Here is a 15,710-nt window from a genome sequence, read left to right on the forward strand (position 1 = left end):
GCGGACCTGGGAAGGAGGGGGTGCTGAAGGGAGGGGACGGGGACCGGAACTAATAAATTGGAATCAACAAAAACGGCACGTTCCCTCCTACAAGGAAACGTGCCGTTGCGAACTTTGTCGCCGCGCGATGCGGGGCGGCGATTAGGGAATGCGGGTCTTATTTGCCCGCGATCATCCTCAGTTTTTCCATCTGCATAATGGTCACCTTGTTGCCGTCCATCTCGATGACCCCCTCGTCCTTCATCTTCTTGAAGGTGCGGGAGAGGGTCTCGCTCACGGTCCCCAGGCGGGAGGCGAGCTCCCCCTTGCGCATGTCCAGCTCCAAGTAGGTCTTTCCCTGGTAACTGGTGCTCTTCCTGGCGGCGAGCTCGATGAGGTAGGAGGCGACCCTCGCGGGAGCGTCGGCGAAGGAGAGTTCCTCGATCTGGTGCGCGAAGCGGCGCAGCAGCATGGAGAGCGAGGCGATCAGGTTCATCGAGAAACGCGGGTTTCGCTCCAACAGCCCCATGAAGGCGCCTCTGGAGAAGAAGAACACCTCCCCCTTCTCGACGCCGCGCGCCTCGGCGGGGTACTTGCCGTCGCCGAAAAAGGCGGCCTCGGCGAAGGTCTCGATGGGGTGCACCATGTGCAGCACCTTTTCTCTGCCGTCCGGGGAGATCTTGCAGAGTTTGAGGGCGCCCGAGGCGAGGAGGTAGAACCCTTCCGCCTTCTCCCCCTCGGTGAACAGGGTCTCTCCCTTGGCAAAGGCGCGGCGTACGGCGATGGCGGCAACCTCCGCCAGGTACTCGTCGTCCAGCCCCGAAAACAGCAACGCCTTCTTGATTATGTCTTTATTTTCCATGTCCCCCTTTTACCCAAAGCGAAAACAAAGGTCAAGCTCCAATAGGATCCAGAAGATCCTCAAGGCCCCTGTCCTTCCTTTACTTCGCGCGCCATCTGCGGTATCATGCCGAACTTCATGAAAAAGACCCTTTACGCTTACATCTTCAAGGAAATCCCCCCCCCTTTCCTGGTCGGCATGGTGACCTTCACCTTCGTGCTCCTCATGGGACGCTTCCTCAAGCTGGCGGAGATGGTGGTGGAGAAGGGGGTCCCCTTCGGCGACGTGGTCCGGATGGTGGCATACCTCCTCCCGCCGTTCTGGCTCTTCACCATCCCGATGGCGCTTTTGCTCGCCATGCTGCTTGCCTTCGGCCGCCTTTCCGGCGACAGCGAAATCACCGCCATGAAGAGTTGCGGCATCAGTCTCTACGGGCTCCTCCCGCCCCCCCTGGTTTTCGCCGCCTGCGCCACCCTAGCCTGCCTCTGGGTCACCGTCTACGCCGTCCCCTGGGGGAACTCCGGCTTCAAGAAGCTCATGGTGGAGATCGCCCAGAGCAGCGCGGGGATCGCCATCAAGGAGAAGGTCTTCAACAACGCCTTCCCCGACATGGTCATCTACACCCAGACCCTGGATACCAAGGCTCAGACCATGGGTGGGGTGATCGTTCACGACGAGCGGGATCCCCGCACCCCGACCACCATCTTCGCCTCCACCGGCGCGCTGGTCTCCGACCCCAAATCGAACTCCATGGAGTTCCAGCTGCGTAACGGATCCATCCACCGCGCCGAGGAAAAGGGGGGGTACCGGATGGTGCAGTTCCAGGAATACAACCTGAGGGTGTCGCTCGCCGAGGGGGGGAGCAAGGCCCCCAGGAAGGCGAGCGAGATGACGCTCGACGAGCTGCTTCACCCCCCAAAGGGAGCACAGCAAAAGGAGATCCTCTCCAGGGGCCTCGAATACCACGGCCGCCTGGCACTCCCCTTCTCCTGTTTCGTCTTCACGCTTTTGGCCATACCTCTGGGGATCCAGAACCGCCGCTCGGGGAAGGCCTCCGGGTTCTCCCTTAGCATCGGCGTCATACTCCTTTACTACGTCGCCCTCTCCGCCTTCAAGACGCTCGGGGAGCGGGGCATGCTGCCGCCGCTTGCAGCCGGATGGGGCCCGAACCTCGTATTCCTCCTGGCGGGTATCTACCTGTTCAAGAAAACGGCCGACGAAGAACGTCTTCCCATCTTCTACCTCTACCCGCGCCTGAAGGAGGCGTTGCGGGGACGCCTGGGCAAGGGGGGGAAACGATGACCATCCTCACCCGCTACATAGCGAAGGCCTACCTGAAGATGCTCTCGCTCTGCCTGGGCTCGTTCCTCACCATCTACCTGGTAGTCGACTTCATGGAGAAGGTCTCCCGCTTCACGCGCGCCGGCGCAAGCTGGAAGCACCTGGCCCTCTTCTTCATCACCAAGATCCCGGAGATGATCATCGACGCGGCGCCCCTTGCCGTCCTGATGGCGACGCTGCTCACCCTGGGGACCCTGTCGCTCACTTCCGAGCTCACCGCGATACGCAGCTGCGGGGTGAGTCTCTTCCGCATCAGCCTCCCTATCCTGGTCATCTCAGTGCTGATGAGCCTCGGGGTGCTGGCCATAGGTGAGTTCGTGCTCCCCAAGAGCTTCGCGCAGCGCACCTACATACAGGAGGTGCTGATCCAGAAGAAAAGCCCCAGCGCCTTTTTCCGGCAGCAGAACATCTGGTTCAGAGAGGAAGGGACGGTGCTCAGGGCGAGCCTTTTCGAGCCGGCGAGAAACGAACTGAAGGGGATCACCCTTTGGGAGCTCCAGCCTCAGACCGGGGAGCCGCTCAAGCGGACCGAAGCGGACATGGCGCTTCTGGGACCCAAGGGGTGGGTGTTCCGGGACGTGACGGTGCGGCAGTTCAGCGGCGGGGAGATCACGGCAACGCAGAAGTACCGCGAGCTGCCGGTCCAGCTCCAGCTGAAGCCCGCCGACCTGAAGACGCTGGGGAAATTTTCCGACAGCATGTCGCTTGTGGAGCTTGCCCGCTACTGCAGGAAGCTCAGAGCCAGCGGCTACGACCCCACCAGGTACGTCACCCAGATGCACAGCAGGATCTCGATGCCCTTCGGCTGCGCGGTGATGGCGTTTCTGGGGATTCCTTTCGCCTTGCGCGGCGGGAGGTCGAGCGGGATCGCCTTCGGCGTCGGCCTCTCCATCGGGGTCGGCTTTCTCTACGTCATCGTCAACTCCGTGATCATCTCGGTGGGGCAGGTGGGGCTGCTGCCGCCCGTGGTGGCGGCGTGGGCGACCAACTTCATCTTCTTCGTGGCTGGCGCGTGGCTGTCGCTTACGATTGACAACTGACGGGCGGGAATCGACAATGTGGTGTGTGGTCAAATCGATTCATTGGAGGGTCGCATGCTTCGCAAATCGTTGCTCATACTGCTGGTCCCCTTGCTCCTGCCTTTAATATCCGCCGCGCAGGGCCCCGCGCCCAAGAAGCCGGCGCCTGTCACTTCCCCGCCGCTCAGCGTCCTGTCCATCATCCCGGCACAGGGCGAGCCCGGCACCACCGTCACCCTTAACGGGACCGGCTTCACCAGTGGTACGGGCGTTTTCCTCGGCAGCCGCCAGCTCCCGGCGACGCTGGTGGGAAACCGGCTGCTCACCGTGGAGCTTCCCGACCTCCCCCCAGGCGTCTACGCGCTCTACCTGAAGCGGGAGGACGGCAGCACCAGCAGGGCTTTCAACTTCGCGCTGCAGCCTCAGAAACCGGTTGCGCTCTCACTCTCCCCCGACACGGTCACCGCCTGCTCAACCGGAAGGGAGCGGGAGGTAGTGGTGACCGGTTCGAAGTTCCAGAGCGGGGCCCGCGTCTTTCTGGACGGAGCAGCCCTCACCACCCGCTTCATCTCCCCGACCGCGCTCTCCTTCACCGCACCCGCCGTCGCCGCCGGGCTGCACCAGGTGCAGGTAAAGAACCCCTCCGACGCAGGGTCCGGGGTGCTGGCACTTTTCATCGACGCCAAGCCCGAAATAGCCAGCGTCTCCATAGGGCGTGAGTTCGTGAGCGCTTACGAGTTGGTCCTGACGGGGAAGAATTTCCAGCAGAGTTCGGTGCTGGTGGCCGACGGCAAGCGGGTCGCAACGGGAGAGCAGATGGCTACGGAAAGGGAGCGGCTGATTTACCTCGGCTGCAACCAGATGGTCTACGAGCGCCACCCCTACGACCCGACACCGAAAGAAATACGGCTGCAGGTGGTGAACCCGAACGGAGAGGAGAGCGGCCTCTTCACCATCAGCGCGCCCTGACCCCGCACTAGCGCAGCGATTCCTCCAGAACCACGAGGTAGCCGTCAGGGTCGAAGCACCACAGTTCCATGGTGCCGTAGGGCTTTTGCTGCAACGGGTAGAGTATCTCCAGATCCTCCTCCAGAAGCTCCTGGTACACCTCTTCTATCCCCGTGACGCTCAGATGAAGCGTCATGCCGACTCCCTTGGGGAACCCTTCCAGGCGTGCCTCCAGAATCGGGTGCAGCTGCCCCACCGCGTCATCCTCCACGAAGTAGACCTTGCAGCCGTCCAGCGTCAGCACCAGGTGCTCAGGAGCCCCCACCGCGGTAAGCGCCCGGTGCACCGGCAGCCCGATGATCCCCGCGTAAAAGGCCTCCGTGGTTCCCAGGTCGGCAACGGAGAGTTGAATGGAAAAGGGAGAGGCCACGACATCTCCTTCGGCCCGGTCGTTTGCCGCAGGCTGGGCCTGCTACTCTCCGAACCAGGCGCTGGTGTACCTGCTGATCACCACCAGGGAGTTGGTGAAGATGAGGATGCCGACTATCACCATGAAGCCCCCCGTGATGATCTCGAACAGACGTATGTGCCGTTTGAAACGCTTGAAGAACACCAGGAACTGGTGCAGGGCGAGGGAAGCGAGGAAAAACGGGATCGCGAGCCCCATCGAGTAGGCAAGGAGCAGCCATACGCCGCGCCCCTCGGTTGCGGCCACGGCCAGAATGGTGGCTAGGATGGGGCCGATGCAGGGGGTCCACCCAGCGGCGAAGACCACGCCGACCACGAAGCTCCCGAGGTAGCCGGCGGGCTTTCGGTGCAGGGTCAGCTTCTTCTCACCCAGGAGCAGCCCGATGTCGAACAGGCCGGAAACGTGGACGCCGAAGATGACGATCAAGGCCCCGCCGATGCGCCTGATCGCCGTCTTGTGCTCCTGCAGGAAGTCCCCCAGAAAGGTAGCCGAGGCCCCGAGGAGCACGAAAACGCAGGTGAAGCCCGCGATGAAGAGCAGCGAGTGGATGATGGTCTGCTGGCGCACCTTGTGGGAGGGGTGCTCGGCCTGCAGGTCCGCGAAGGACAGCCCGGTTATGTAGGTGATGTAGGAGGGGATAAGCGGCAAGACGCAGGGGGAAAGAAACGACAACAACCCTGCGACGAAGGCGCCTATTATGCTGATGTTCTGCGCTTGCATGGCTGTACCTCCTGGCTTTGGTGCAACGCCCGCCTGCCCCCGGCGCCGCTTGGTGCTCTATTTACCCTGCATCAGCCCTTCGAGATACTGGAGCACCTCCGGCGCACTCCAGTCGACACCGCCGATCACCTTCTTCCTGATTATCCCCTTGCCGTCGACTATGAAGGTTTCGGGAACGCCGGTGGTGCCGTAGCGCCTGGACACGCTGCCGTCGGTGTCGAAGAGCGCCGGGAGGGAGACGCCGTTTTGCCGGAAGAACTCCTGCACCGCCTGCTTGCCACCCTCGTCCACGGAGATGGCGAGCATCTGGAAGTTCTTCCCCTGCATGACCTGGTTCAGTTTCACCATGGAAGGGATTTCCTCGCGGCAGGGGGGGCACCAGGTGGCCCAGAAGTTAACCAGCACCACCTTCCCCTTGAGCGAAGAAAGCTGCACCTGCTTTCCCGATAGGTCCTGCAGGGTGAAGTCGGGGGCGGCGGCACCTTCCTGCGCCGGGACCTCCTTCTTGGAGCAGCCGGAAACCGCCACAGCGATTACAAGCAACAGTACCCAAAAGATACGTTTCATGACTTTCTCCCCGGTTGCACTATATTGTATTTTTCCATTCTGTAAATCAGGGTATGGCGCGGTATGCGCAGAAACCTGGCTGCCGCGGTCTGGTTCCAGTCACACCTGGTGAGCGCCTCCAGCACCACCTCCCGCTCCAGTTGTTCGAGCGAGTATCCTCCAGGCGGCAGCCTGAGCACTCCCCCCTCGGAGGGGGGGGAGGTGGCCGAAATCTTCTCAGGGAGCTCGGCGACCCCGATCCGGTCGCTGTCGCGCATGATCAAAAGGCGCTCGACGGTGTTTTCCAGTTCGCGCACGTTGCCCGGCCAGCTGTAGGCCTGCAACCGCTCCAGCGCCTCCTTGTCGAAGCTCACCCCTTCCGCCCCGAACTTGGCGCAGAAGTAGCGCAGCAAAAGCTGCACATCCTCCACCCGCTCCCTCAAAGGCGGGAGCTGGATCGGGATCACAGAGAGACGATAGTAGAGGTCCTCGCGGAACTTCCCTTCCACGATCCAGCGCTCAAGGTCAGCGTTAGTCGCCGCCACCACGCGCAGGTCAATCTTCTGCAGCGAGGTGCCGCCGACCGGTTCGACCACGCGCTCCTGCAGGACGCGCAGCAGTTTGGGCTGCAGCTCCAGGGGAAGATCCCCCACCTCGTCCAGAAAGATGGTGCCGCCGTCGGCCAGCTGGAACTTCCCCTCCTTGTCGCGGATCGCCCCGGTGAAGGCCCCCTTCACATGGCCGAAGAGCTCGCTCTCCAGAAGGTCCTTGGGGATGGCCGCGCAGTTGACGGCGATAAAGGGGGCGCCGCGGCGGGAGCTCCCGGAGTGGATGGCGCGGGCCACCAGTTCCTTGCCAGTTCCCGATTCCCCGGTGATGAGAACGGTGGCCTCGGTGTCCGCCACCTTGCGCACCACCGAAAAAACGCCTTCCATGGCGCGTGAGGTACCGACGATGCTCTTGAACTCGGCGCGCCCGGAAAGTTCTTCCTTCAGCAGCCGGTTCTCCTCTGAAAGCCCCTGCAGTTGCAGCGCCTTCAGGACGGTAACCTTCAGCTCCTCCCGGTTGAAAGGCTTGGTGAGGTAGTGAAAGGCCCCAAGCTTCATCGCCTCGACAGCCGTATCGATGGCGCCGAAAGCGGTGAGCACGATGACCACGGTGGCGGGGGAGCTCTCCTTGATGGCGGAGAGGACCTCGAAACCGCTTTTGCCCGGCATCTTCAGGTCGGTGATGACCAGTGCCGGCAGCTTCTCGGCGAAGAGCCGCAGCCCGGCTTCGCCGTCGGCGGCGGTGTAGACGTCGTACCCCTCCTGCTGCAGGTTGTACTCGAGCACGCGTCTTAATGAACTGTCATCGTCTATGACTAGTATTTTTGCGGGCATAGGTCCTGGAAGGGCGCCTGAGACTGGAGCGGGCGCCAGTGTCAATTTTTAACTGATTTAAAGGTTCAGGGCAACCTTTTTATAATGAACAGGGAGGAACACGGGGGGCGAAGCGGGTCATTGGGGGACGGCCGGAGAGCTTGTTTCAGGGAGAAGCGTTTCTTTCTTGGGGGGGATTGGCAGCGAGCGGACCAGCAAGCTGAGCCTGGGAGGTTGAAACCAAGGCGCGCACGTTCCCAACCGATGCGGCAAAGATGCATCAGGAAACGGCGCAGCCGAGAAACGACCCAGGCGGTGCTAGACCCGGCGCCCCCTGGGTCTGCGCGGGTACCCCAGGTAGCTCTGGGTAAGCTCGCGGGTACCGATCGCCAGCGGGAGCAGGTTCTCGTGTTTTTGTAAGGTTTCGGGAAGTGAAGAGCCGTCGGTGATGATGTAGTCGTCCTCACCCAGGCAGGTCTTGGCGAAGAACCTTCCCGCTGAGCTGCAGAAAATGTTGATGCTAAAAGTCTCGCCGTTGACTTCCAACTCAGTTGAGTGTAGCAGCATCTCTTCGTCCACGGTCCCCCCCGATCTTACTCATTCCTATTGAATGAATTTTCATCAGCAAAAAGCGGACCAAGGAAGCTGGCAAGAGCGCCTATGCGCCCGGACAAGAGGCAAACAGTCAGCACTACTCAGGTTAAACAAAATGAGCACCGATTAAACGGTGCTCATTAATGGATCGATTCAATTGTTAAACTAGGTTATTTTTCGTACCCTGCGGGATGTGACGCCGTTAAATGACGGCTCGGCGTGACGGTTATTTGACGCGGGTGACGACGTACTCGGCCAGTTCGGCCAGCGCGTCGCGGGTGGCGGAGGGGGGGAATTTCTCCAGGTGCTGTTTGCAAAGGAGTACGTGCTCCCCGGCCGAGGCCACGGTGTGCTCGATGCCGCCGTAGCGCTGCACCAGCTCCAGCACCAGGGCGAAGTCCTCGTCGGAGAGGAGTTCCTTTTCCACCACCGAAGCGATCAGGTCTCGTTCCTGTTCCGTACACTTCTTGAGGGTGTGGATCAGGGGGAGAGTTATCTTCCCTTCCTCAAGGTCGTGGCCGATGCTTTTGCCGAACTGCTCCTCGCTCGCAGTGTAGTCGAGGGTATCGTCCATCAACTGGAAGGCGATGCCGAGATCCATGCCGTAATCCGCCAGTGCCTGCCTGTGTTTCGGGTCGGCCTCCCCGAGGATGGCCCCCACCTCGCAGGCAGCGGAGAGCAGGATCGCGGTCTTGCTCCGGACCACCTCGATGTAGCGCTCAATGGTGATGTCGAGGTCGCTGGTGCAGACCAGCTGCAGGACTTCCCCCTCGGCGATGATCGTGGTGGCGTCCGCCAGCACCTTCAGTATGCGCAGGTCGCCGTCAGCCACCATGAGCGAAAACGACTTGGAGAAGAGGAAGTCGCCGACCAGCACCGAAGCTTCGTTCCCCCAAAGCGTGTTGGCCGAGGCGAGCCCGCGGCGCAGGTTGGCGTTGTCGACGACGTCGTCGTGCAAAAGGGTTGCCGTGTGAATGAACTCCACGACGCTTGCCAGAGGGACGCTGCGATCGCCGCCGTAGCCGCAAAGCCTGGAAGCCAGCAGCACCAGGGCGGGGCGGATACGCTTGCCGCCGCTGGATAGGACATACTCACCCACCTTGCGAATCAGGGGGACATCCGACTGCAGGTCCTTCTTGAACTGCAGTTCCACGTTTTTCAGGTCATCGCCGATAAGGGCAAGCGCTGCATCCATAAGAGGCCTCGGTACTATGCGCGCGCGACAGGATCGACACGCTTAAAAGATCTTAACACTTCGAAATTACGCCGGATTTTCCAAGGTGGGTTCGCTTTGGAAAGACGGATCACCATAGCAAATCCTTTCTCATTATTCAAGGCATTTCATGGGCGGAAACACGCCTAGCCCGCGGCAGAGAACGGAAAAGGGGGCTGACGCCCCCCCTTTTACTGCCGGCAACTTTTTGCACCCCCCGCTCAGGCCGCCTCTTTTTCGCGGTTCCAGAGCCCGCAGCGCTTCAGTTCCTTCTCGAGCTTGCTCTTGCTGAGCCCAAGCGCCCGGCAGATCTTGTCGGTGTTGCAGTGGTAGCGCTCCATCGCCATTAAAAGCAGTGCCTTTCTAAGCGACAGCGACAACTTGTCCATGACGTGCTGCTGCGAGGTCGCCGAAATGAGCGTGAACAACGGCTCCAGGCTCTTCTTGAAAAGCTGCGCGCTCTCGTCCACATGCACCGGGTTTTGTCTGTTCATCTGCTTCACCCTCACCAGATTGTTCGCGATACTGTCCATATCCTCATTCACCAGGCGCCAGATGTCGGGATCGTTGCCTAGGGTCAACACGACCGCCATGCGTTCCGCGGAATCCTTGGGCTGCTTTTTCACCAGCACCACCTCCATGGCGCCGAACCCGTTGCTGCTGCAGTCCGCGCTCGCACCTGCAAATCTGCCTTCCATGCCTCACCTCCGCATACCAGTCCGATCGGTTCCAGACCGGCGCCAGCCGCACCTGCGCCAGGCAGGGCTGCCGTTTGGTAGGCTTATCCGTTACATAAGCCGTACCAAGTTCAGCGCTGCCGCCCCCTTCCGGCTAAAGTGCCGTCGTAGCATGTCTTTTATGGAAAGAGGCGCCGGGAAAAGGAGGGCGGCCGACCGGTTTCCTGTTCACACCTTGCACAGCCGGCTGTTACATGTGCAAAACCCGCCCTTCCAGTGACAGCGCCGGCGCTGCTCATACTTGAATAAAATTTAATCCATGCTATCATGCCCCGACGCACATGAGAGCTGACCTTCCACCAGACTAACAAAAGCAGCGGAGGCCATATGCAGAAACAGCAGCTTTGGCAGCGGTACAAGAACCTGCTCTACCACGACCCCGAACTGGAGCTAAGCGTCGACACCAGCCGTATCAACTTCCCGGACGGGTTCTTCGAGGAGATGGAGCCGCGTCTGCAACAGGCCTACCAGGAGATGGAGGCGCTGGAACAGGGCGCCATTGCCAACCCGGACGAAAACCGCATGGTGGGTCACTACTGGCTCCGGGCTCCGGAACTGGCCCCGGAGCCGGCCCTCACCGAGGAAATCGTCTCGACGCTGGCCGCGATCAAGGCGTTCGCCGCCTCGGTGCACCAGGGGAACATCGCAGCACCCGACGGCCACCGCTTCACCGACCTCCTGATCATCGGCATCGGCGGCTCTGCGTTGGGACCGCAGTTCGTCGCTGACAGCCTGGGCGGATCTCGGGATCTGCTGCGGATCTGGTTCTTCGACAACACCGACCCGGACGGGATGGACAAGGTCATCTCCGGGATCGGCGCGGCGCTCAAGCAGACGCTGGTGGTGGTCATCTCCAAGAGCGGCGGCACCAAGGAAACCCGCAACGGGATGCTGGAGGCGCGCCAAGGGTTCGAGCGCGCCGGCCTCAACTTCGCGGCGCATGCCGTGGCCGTGACCGGCAGCGGCAGCGAGCTGGACGCAACAGCCTCCGGGGAGAGCTGGCTCGGGGTCTTCCCGATGTGGGACTGGGTCGGCGGGCGCACCTCCGTCACCTCGGCGGTCGGGCTTCTTCCCGCAGCGCTTCAGGGGATCGACGTGGACCGGCTGCTAGCCGGAGCCCGCGCCTGCGACGAAAAGACGCGCTCCCGGGTCACCCGTGACAACCCCGCCGCCCTCCTGGCCCTGACGTGGTTCCATGCCACCCAGGGAAAGGGCGCACGCGACATGGTGCTGCTCCCCTACAAGGACAGGCTGCTTCTGTTTTCCCGCTACCTGCAGCAGCTCATCATGGAGTCCCTGGGAAAAGAGTTGGACCGCGACGGCAAGCAGGTTCTGCAGGGGGTCGCCGTCTACGGCAACAAGGGGTCCACCGACCAGCACGCTTACGTGCAGCAGTTGCGGGAAGGGGTGCACAACTTCTTCGTCACCTTCATCGAGGTGCTCAAGGACCGCGAGGGACCGTCCATGGAAGTGGAGCCCGGTGCCACCTCCGGCGACTACCTGTCCGGTTTTTTCCAGGGGACCCGGTCCGCCCTCTATGAAAAAGGGCGGGAATCGGTTACTATCACCGTCCGCGAGATCTCCCCGGCCGGCATCGGAGCCCTCATCGCCCTGTACGAGCGCGCGGTGGGGCTGTACGCCTCGCTCGTCAACGTGAACGCCTACCACCAGCCCGGAGTCGAGGCGGGGAAAAAGGCTGCCGGAGCCGTGCTCAAGCTGCAGGGTGAAATCGTCGAGATGCTGAGGCGCCAACCCAACCGCGAATTCACCTGCGAGGAAATGGCGATGGCCCTGGCGCGCCCGGAGGAGGTGGAAACCACCTTCATGATCCTTAGGCACATGGCCGCCAACGGCGACCACGGGGTGGCCGTCACCGTTAAAGACAAGATCTGGGAAAACAAGTACCGCAGCAAAGATTAGCAGCGCTGATAGGGGAGCAGATGAAGAAAGTGGATTTGAGAAGCGACACGGTGACATTGCCCTCTCAGGCGATGCGCCAGGTACTGGCAGCAGCCCCGGTGGGGGACGACGTCTACGGGGAGGACCCGACGGTAAACCGGCTGGAATCGATGGCTGCAGAACTGCTGGGTAAGGAGGCGGCGCTCTTCGTCCCGACCGGGACCATGGGGAACCTCCTTGCCCTTTTGTCCCACTGCGGCCGCGGCGACGAGTACATCGCTGGGCAGGACGCGCACATCTACCGGTGGGAGGGGGGCGGCGGGGCCATCTTCGGCGGGATTCAGCCGCAGCCGATCGAGTTCGAAGAGGACGGAACCCTCGACCTCGACAAGGTGCGACGCGCCGTGAAGCCGTCGGACTACCATCACCCGGTGACGAGGCTCCTCTGCCTCGAGAACACCCAAGGGGGGAAGGTGTTGCCCCTCGACTACCTGGAGAAGGCTGCGGAACTGGCGAAAAGCCTCGGGCTTTCCCTGCACCTGGACGGTGCCCGTGTCTTCAACGCGGCCGTGTACCTTGGGGTCCCGGTCGGCACCATCGCCGCCCGTTTCGACTCGGTCTCGGTCTGCCTCTCAAAGGGGCTGGGCGCCCCTGCCGGCACGGTCCTTTGCGCCAGCCGTGAGCTCGTCGGCCGCGCGCGCCGCTGGCGCAAGGTGGCCGGCGGCGGCATGCGCCAGGCGGGTATCCTGGCCGCGGCCGGCATCCACGCACTCGAGAACAACGTGCAGCGCCTTGCCGAGGACCACGAGAACGCGGAACTTCTGGCCGCGGGCCTTGGCCACATCGAGGAGCTTTTGGTGAGCCCTGCGCGCACCAACATCCTCTTCGTCACCCCACCGGCCGGCAGGGCCGATTCCCTGCGCAAGGCGCTAGCCGCGGAAGGGATAATCCTTGGCGGTGGGGACCAGATACGACTGGCAACGCATTTGGACGTGACCAGCGCGGACGTGGAGCGCACCGTTGCTGCCTTCAAACGCTTCTTTGCGGCAGGGGGAAAGTGACGTGGCCGAGATAAACTGGGACGATTTCGAAAAGGTGGAGCTGCGGGTGGGGACCGTGCTGGAAGTGGAGGAGTTCCCGGAGGCACGGAAGCCGGCTTACAAGCTGCTGGTGGATTTCGGCGAGGCTGGGGTGCGCAGGTCGAGCGCTCAGATCACGAAGCACTACCAGAGGGAAGAGCTGGTGGGAAAGCAGGTGATCGGGGTCTGCAACTTCCCCAGGAAACAGATCGGGCGCTTCTTCTCGGAGGTGCTCATCACCGGCTTTGCCGACGCAAACGGCGACATCGTCCTCGCCGTCCCCGAGCGTACAGTCCCAAACGGCAGCAAGCTCTGCTGACCTACCCCCTGATTCTCAGGGCCTCCGCATAGACCTCGCTCTTGTGGAGGCCCGTTTCCAAAGTCACCCTCTTCACGGCGTCCTTCAACGTCATCTCCCCGGAAGAAAGATACTTCTGCAGCAACTCTTCCATCCCTGGCGCGTCCGTTGCCTCCGGCTCCTCCGCGGGGGTGACCAGGATCGCCACCTCCCCCCGGATCTCCCTTTCCTGCACCTGCATGACCAGTGCGGAAAGCCTCCCCCGCAGGAACTCCTCGTACATCTTGGTGAGTTCCCGCGCCACCACGACCTCTCGATCCCCCATGGTTTCCAGCATGTCCTGCAGGGTCGCCAGGAGGCGCTTGGGCGACTCGTAGAAGATCAGCACCGCCCTGTCGCCGGCAAGCGACTGCAGCCGCTCGCGCCTTTTCCCCTGCTTATTGGGAAGAAAACCCGCGAAGCTGAAGTGGTCGGTGGGAAGCCCCGAGGCCGAGAGTGCGGTGATGGCGGCACAGGCGCCGGGAATGGGAACCACGGAGATCCCGCCCGCGACCGCGTCGCGCACGAGCTGGTAGCCCGGGTCCGAGATGCAGGGTGTCCCGGCATCGGTGATGAGGGCGACGCTCTGTCCCTCTCGGAGCCGGTCCAGGATCTGGTCCCCCTTCAGGTCCTTGTTGTGGTCGAAGTAGGAGGTGAGCGGCTTGGAAATGCCGAAATGGGTGAGGAGCTTCCTGGAGTGGCGGGTATCCTCGGCCGCGACCAGGTCCACCTCCTTCAGGATGCGCAGGGCGCGCAAGGTGATGTCCTCGAGATTGCCGATCGGCGTGGCTACGATGTAAAGAGTTCCGGACATATGAAACCTGCAAAGCGGGGCTAGGGGCGGGGGACCAGGGGCTAGTGAACCAAAGTCGGGGCTAGGGGCCAAGGGGGGGCTGGTTTTACCAGTCCCTAGCCCCTAGTCCCTAGCCCCGGTTCTACTTCCCCCAATCCCTGGCGTAACGGAAGTCGCGGTCGATGGTCCGGTTGGAGACCTTGGCGATGATGGGAAGACGCCGCTTGAAGTGGGAGCCCTGCACCTTCCTGTGCACGTTGTCGATGAACTGCGCGTCGAAACCGGCGGCAATCAACTCTTCGCGGCTCATGCGCTGGTCCACCATCCGGTAGAGGAGCTCATCGGCGTCGCGATAGGTGAAACCCAGTTCCTGCTCGTCGGTCTGCCCGGCCCACAGGTCCGCCGAAGGCTTCTTCTCGATCACCTCGTGCGGCACCCCCATCGCCTCGGAAAGCTCCCACACCTGGCTCTTGTAGATGTCGCCGATGGGGTTGAGCGCGCTCGCCATGTCGCCGTGGAGCGTACCATAGCCCAGCAGAAGCTCGGTCTTGTTGCTGGTCCCGAGCACCAGTCCCGCCACTTCGGCGCTGTGGTCGTAGAGGATGGTCATCCGCTCGCGCGCCATCTTGTTGCCGCGCCTCATGTTGCTCGCCTCGGGGTAGAGGTCGAAATAGGCGTCGACCATCCCGGTGATCTCGATCACCTTGAAGTTTATGCCGAGGCTCTCGGCGACCAGGCGGGCGTGCGCCTCGCTCTCCGGGTTGCTGGTGCGATACGGCATGCAGTAGGCGTAGACGTTCTCCGGGCCCAGCGCCTCGGCGGCGATGTAGGCGACCAGCGCGGAATCGATCCCGCCCGAAAGCCCCAGCACACCCTTCTTAAGTCCTACCTTGCAAACCTCGTCGCGCACGAAGCCGACCAGGATCTGGCGCAAGAGCGCCGTATTAACACTAAGGGCACCCATCAGTACTCTTTCTCCCTGTCGATTCTTTTGAGCTCCTTCACGGTGATGGCGAGGTTCTCGTCGCGCATAATCGGGGAAAAGATCCGCTCGCGCCTGAGCGCGCCGCCGTCCACCTTGGCGATCACCAGGTCCTCTTCAAGGATCGCTCCCCGGTCGGTGACCTCGCCCGAAGGGGAAATAGCCTCGGAGCCTCCCCAGAAGTTGATGCCGTCCTCGTACCCCACGCGGTTGCAGTAGAAGACGCGGCAGTTGAGGAACATCGCCGTGGTGGAAGTGAGCTTCTGCCAGGCGGCGGCCGATCCCAAACCCTCGGTGCCGCTCACGCCGCGCCCGGGGCTCGACGACAGGCAGAGGAGCGTCATGGCGCCGTCCATGGCAAGGACGTAAGGGGCCGAAAGGTGCCACATGTCCTCGCAGATGAGCATCCCGACCCGGCCGAAGCGGGTGTCGAAGGCGCGCAACCGCTCGCCGCGCGCCATGTAGCGCTGCTCGTCGAACAGCCCGTAGGTCGGCAGGTACACCTTCCTGTGCACGTGGCGGATTTCCCCCTCTTCCAGGTAAAGGGCAGAATTGAAAAACCGGAAATCGGAGGAGACCTCGACGAAGCCGATGGCGATGGAGATCCGCTTTGACAGGGTTTTGAGTTTTTCTATCTGGGGGGCGTCGAGACGCAGCGCCACCTCGGGGACCAGGTCCTTCAGGAAGTACCCGGTGAGCGCGAGCTCCGGGAACACGATCAGGTCGGCTCCTGCGGCAATCCCCTTTTCTATGGCGGCCTCTACCAGGGCCATGTTGTCGTCCAGACAGCCCAACTTCGGCTTGATCTGGGCCAGGGCAACGGTGAAATCCATGAGCTTCTCCGCAATTTTT

17 protein-coding genes are annotated in these 15,710 nt (G+C 62.2%); 6 read left to right on the top strand and 11 right to left on the bottom strand.

The window, feature by feature from the left end; translation table 11 throughout:
• Positions 1-157: 157 nt before the first annotated feature.
• A complete protein-coding gene (locus tag GEOBRER4_RS17015) occupies positions 158-841 on the bottom strand; it encodes a Crp/Fnr family transcriptional regulator (protein ID WP_185243262.1) in 684 nt (227 codons plus the stop codon).
• Positions 842-946: 105 nt separating this feature from the next.
• On the opposite strand from GEOBRER4_RS17015, the gene lptF reads away from it, so the two are divergent.
• From lptF to GEOBRER4_RS17030, 3 genes are read left to right on the top strand one after another with little or no spacing between them, the layout of a single operon-like run.
• Positions 947-2,122: an LPS export ABC transporter permease LptF gene (gene lptF, locus GEOBRER4_RS17020; RefSeq protein ID WP_185243263.1), complete on the top strand. Its 1,176-nt coding sequence runs from the start codon at positions 947-949 to the stop codon at positions 2,120-2,122.
• Positions 2,119-3,201, top strand: a complete 1,083-nt coding sequence (gene lptG, locus GEOBRER4_RS17025; protein WP_185243264.1) for an LPS export ABC transporter permease LptG — start codon at positions 2,119-2,121, stop codon at positions 3,199-3,201. Before lptF ends, lptG begins: the two co-directional genes overlap by 4 nt.
• 54 nt (positions 3,202-3,255) lie before the next feature.
• Positions 3,256-4,149 carry an IPT/TIG domain-containing protein gene (locus GEOBRER4_RS17030; protein ID WP_185243265.1) on the top strand — a complete coding sequence of 298 codons (894 nt, stop codon included), beginning with the start codon at positions 3,256-3,258 and terminating at the stop codon, positions 4,147-4,149.
• Positions 4,150-4,156: 7 nt separating this feature from the next.
• Here GEOBRER4_RS17030 and GEOBRER4_RS17035 read toward each other — a convergent pair whose 3' ends face one another.
• The 7 genes from GEOBRER4_RS17035 to GEOBRER4_RS17065 all read right to left on the bottom strand — a co-directional run bounded on the left by GEOBRER4_RS17035 (position 4,157) and on the right by GEOBRER4_RS17065 (position 9,729).
• Positions 4,157-4,558 carry a VOC family protein gene (locus GEOBRER4_RS17035; RefSeq protein WP_085815045.1) on the bottom strand — a complete coding sequence of 134 codons (402 nt, stop codon included), beginning with the start codon at positions 4,556-4,558 and terminating at the stop codon, positions 4,157-4,159.
• A 42-nt stretch (positions 4,559-4,600) separates the two neighbouring features.
• Positions 4,601-5,317 (bottom strand): cytochrome c biogenesis CcdA family protein, encoded by a 717-nt coding sequence (locus GEOBRER4_RS17040; protein ID WP_085815044.1) that lies wholly within the window; start codon positions 5,315-5,317, stop codon positions 4,601-4,603.
• Positions 5,318-5,374: 57 nt separating this feature from the next.
• Positions 5,375-5,884, bottom strand: coding sequence for a TlpA disulfide reductase family protein (locus GEOBRER4_RS17045; protein ID WP_185243266.1), 510 nt, complete (start codon positions 5,882-5,884; stop codon positions 5,375-5,377).
• A complete protein-coding gene (locus tag GEOBRER4_RS17050) occupies positions 5,881-7,245 on the bottom strand; it encodes a sigma-54-dependent transcriptional regulator (protein ID WP_185243267.1) in 1,365 nt (454 codons plus the stop codon). The genes GEOBRER4_RS17045 and GEOBRER4_RS17050 overlap by 4 nt, the downstream gene beginning before the upstream one ends.
• A 297-nt stretch (positions 7,246-7,542) precedes the next feature.
• On the bottom strand, positions 7,543-7,803 hold the full coding sequence (locus GEOBRER4_RS17055) for a hypothetical protein (RefSeq protein WP_226377819.1): 261 nt from the start codon (positions 7,801-7,803) through the stop codon (positions 7,543-7,545).
• A 241-nt stretch (positions 7,804-8,044) separates the two neighbouring features.
• Entirely contained in the window at positions 8,045-9,013 is a 969-nt protein-coding gene (locus tag GEOBRER4_RS17060; protein WP_185243268.1) for a polyprenyl synthetase family protein, read from the bottom strand.
• Positions 9,014-9,252: 239 nt separating this feature from the next.
• Positions 9,253-9,729 carry a hypothetical protein gene (locus GEOBRER4_RS17065; RefSeq protein WP_185243269.1) on the bottom strand — a complete coding sequence of 159 codons (477 nt, stop codon included), beginning with the start codon at positions 9,727-9,729 and terminating at the stop codon, positions 9,253-9,255.
• A gap of 366 nt (positions 9,730-10,095) precedes the next feature.
• Here GEOBRER4_RS17065 and GEOBRER4_RS17070 point away from each other — a divergent pair, with 366 nt between their 5' ends.
• From GEOBRER4_RS17070 to GEOBRER4_RS17080, 3 genes are read left to right on the top strand one after another with little or no spacing between them, the layout of a single operon-like run.
• Entirely contained in the window at positions 10,096-11,688 is a 1,593-nt protein-coding gene (locus tag GEOBRER4_RS17070) for a glucose-6-phosphate isomerase (RefSeq protein WP_185243270.1), read from the top strand.
• 20 nt (positions 11,689-11,708) lie between these two features.
• Positions 11,709-12,728, top strand: coding sequence for a low-specificity L-threonine aldolase (ltaE, locus tag GEOBRER4_RS17075; protein WP_185243271.1), 1,020 nt, complete (start codon positions 11,709-11,711; stop codon positions 12,726-12,728).
• Between the two features lies 1 nt (position 12,729).
• Positions 12,730-13,065, top strand: a complete 336-nt coding sequence (locus GEOBRER4_RS17080) for a tRNA-binding protein (protein WP_185243272.1) — start codon at positions 12,730-12,732, stop codon at positions 13,063-13,065.
• Position 13,066: 1 nt separating this feature from the next.
• On the opposite strand, the gene rsmI is transcribed toward GEOBRER4_RS17080, so the two are convergent.
• The 3 genes from rsmI to GEOBRER4_RS17095 all read right to left on the bottom strand — a co-directional run bounded on the left by rsmI (position 13,067) and on the right by GEOBRER4_RS17095 (position 15,691).
• Positions 13,067-13,897, bottom strand: a complete 831-nt coding sequence (gene rsmI, locus GEOBRER4_RS17085; RefSeq protein WP_185243273.1) for a 16S rRNA (cytidine(1402)-2'-O)-methyltransferase — start codon at positions 13,895-13,897, stop codon at positions 13,067-13,069.
• Positions 13,898-14,018: 121 nt separating this feature from the next.
• On the bottom strand, positions 14,019-14,840 hold the full coding sequence (locus GEOBRER4_RS17090) for an NAD+ synthase (protein ID WP_185243274.1): 822 nt from the start codon (positions 14,838-14,840) through the stop codon (positions 14,019-14,021).
• A complete protein-coding gene (locus tag GEOBRER4_RS17095) occupies positions 14,840-15,691 on the bottom strand; it encodes a nitrilase-related carbon-nitrogen hydrolase (protein WP_185243275.1) in 852 nt (283 codons plus the stop codon). Before GEOBRER4_RS17095 ends, GEOBRER4_RS17090 begins: the two co-directional genes overlap by 1 nt.
• Positions 15,692-15,710: the final 19 nt, after the last annotated feature.

The sequence above is a fragment of the Citrifermentans bremense genome (assembly GCF_014218275.1).
Classification (GTDB): domain Bacteria; phylum Desulfobacterota; class Desulfuromonadia; order Geobacterales; family Geobacteraceae; genus Geomonas; species Geomonas pelophila.

Excerpts from the sequence above, each read along its gene's own strand:
- GEOBRER4_RS17015 (WP_185243262.1), bottom strand. The coding sequence starts at position 841 with ATGGAAAATAAAGACATAATCAAGAAGGCGTTGCTGTTTTCGGGGCTG.
- lptF (WP_185243263.1), top strand. The coding sequence starts at position 947 with ATGCCGAACTTCATGAAAAAGACCCTTTACGCTTACATCTTCAAGGAA.
- lptG (WP_185243264.1), top strand. The coding sequence starts at position 2,119 with ATGACCATCCTCACCCGCTACATAGCGAAGGCCTACCTGAAGATGCTC.
- GEOBRER4_RS17030 (WP_185243265.1), top strand. The coding sequence starts at position 3,256 with ATGCTTCGCAAATCGTTGCTCATACTGCTGGTCCCCTTGCTCCTGCCT.
- GEOBRER4_RS17040 (WP_085815044.1), bottom strand. The coding sequence starts at position 5,317 with ATGCAAGCGCAGAACATCAGCATAATAGGCGCCTTCGTCGCAGGGTTG.
- GEOBRER4_RS17045 (WP_185243266.1), bottom strand. The coding sequence starts at position 5,884 with ATGAAACGTATCTTTTGGGTACTGTTGCTTGTAATCGCTGTGGCGGTT.
- GEOBRER4_RS17050 (WP_185243267.1), bottom strand. The coding sequence starts at position 7,245 with ATGCCCGCAAAAATACTAGTCATAGACGATGACAGTTCATTAAGACGC.
- GEOBRER4_RS17060 (WP_185243268.1), bottom strand. The coding sequence starts at position 9,013 with ATGGATGCAGCGCTTGCCCTTATCGGCGATGACCTGAAAAACGTGGAA.
- GEOBRER4_RS17065 (WP_185243269.1), bottom strand. The coding sequence starts at position 9,729 with ATGGAAGGCAGATTTGCAGGTGCGAGCGCGGACTGCAGCAGCAACGGG.
- GEOBRER4_RS17070 (WP_185243270.1), top strand. The coding sequence starts at position 10,096 with ATGCAGAAACAGCAGCTTTGGCAGCGGTACAAGAACCTGCTCTACCAC.
- ltaE (WP_185243271.1), top strand. The coding sequence starts at position 11,709 with ATGAAGAAAGTGGATTTGAGAAGCGACACGGTGACATTGCCCTCTCAG.
- rsmI (WP_185243273.1), bottom strand. The coding sequence starts at position 13,897 with ATGTCCGGAACTCTTTACATCGTAGCCACGCCGATCGGCAATCTCGAG.
- GEOBRER4_RS17090 (WP_185243274.1), bottom strand. The coding sequence starts at position 14,840 with ATGGGTGCCCTTAGTGTTAATACGGCGCTCTTGCGCCAGATCCTGGTC.
- GEOBRER4_RS17095 (WP_185243275.1), bottom strand. The coding sequence starts at position 15,691 with ATGGATTTCACCGTTGCCCTGGCCCAGATCAAGCCGAAGTTGGGCTGT.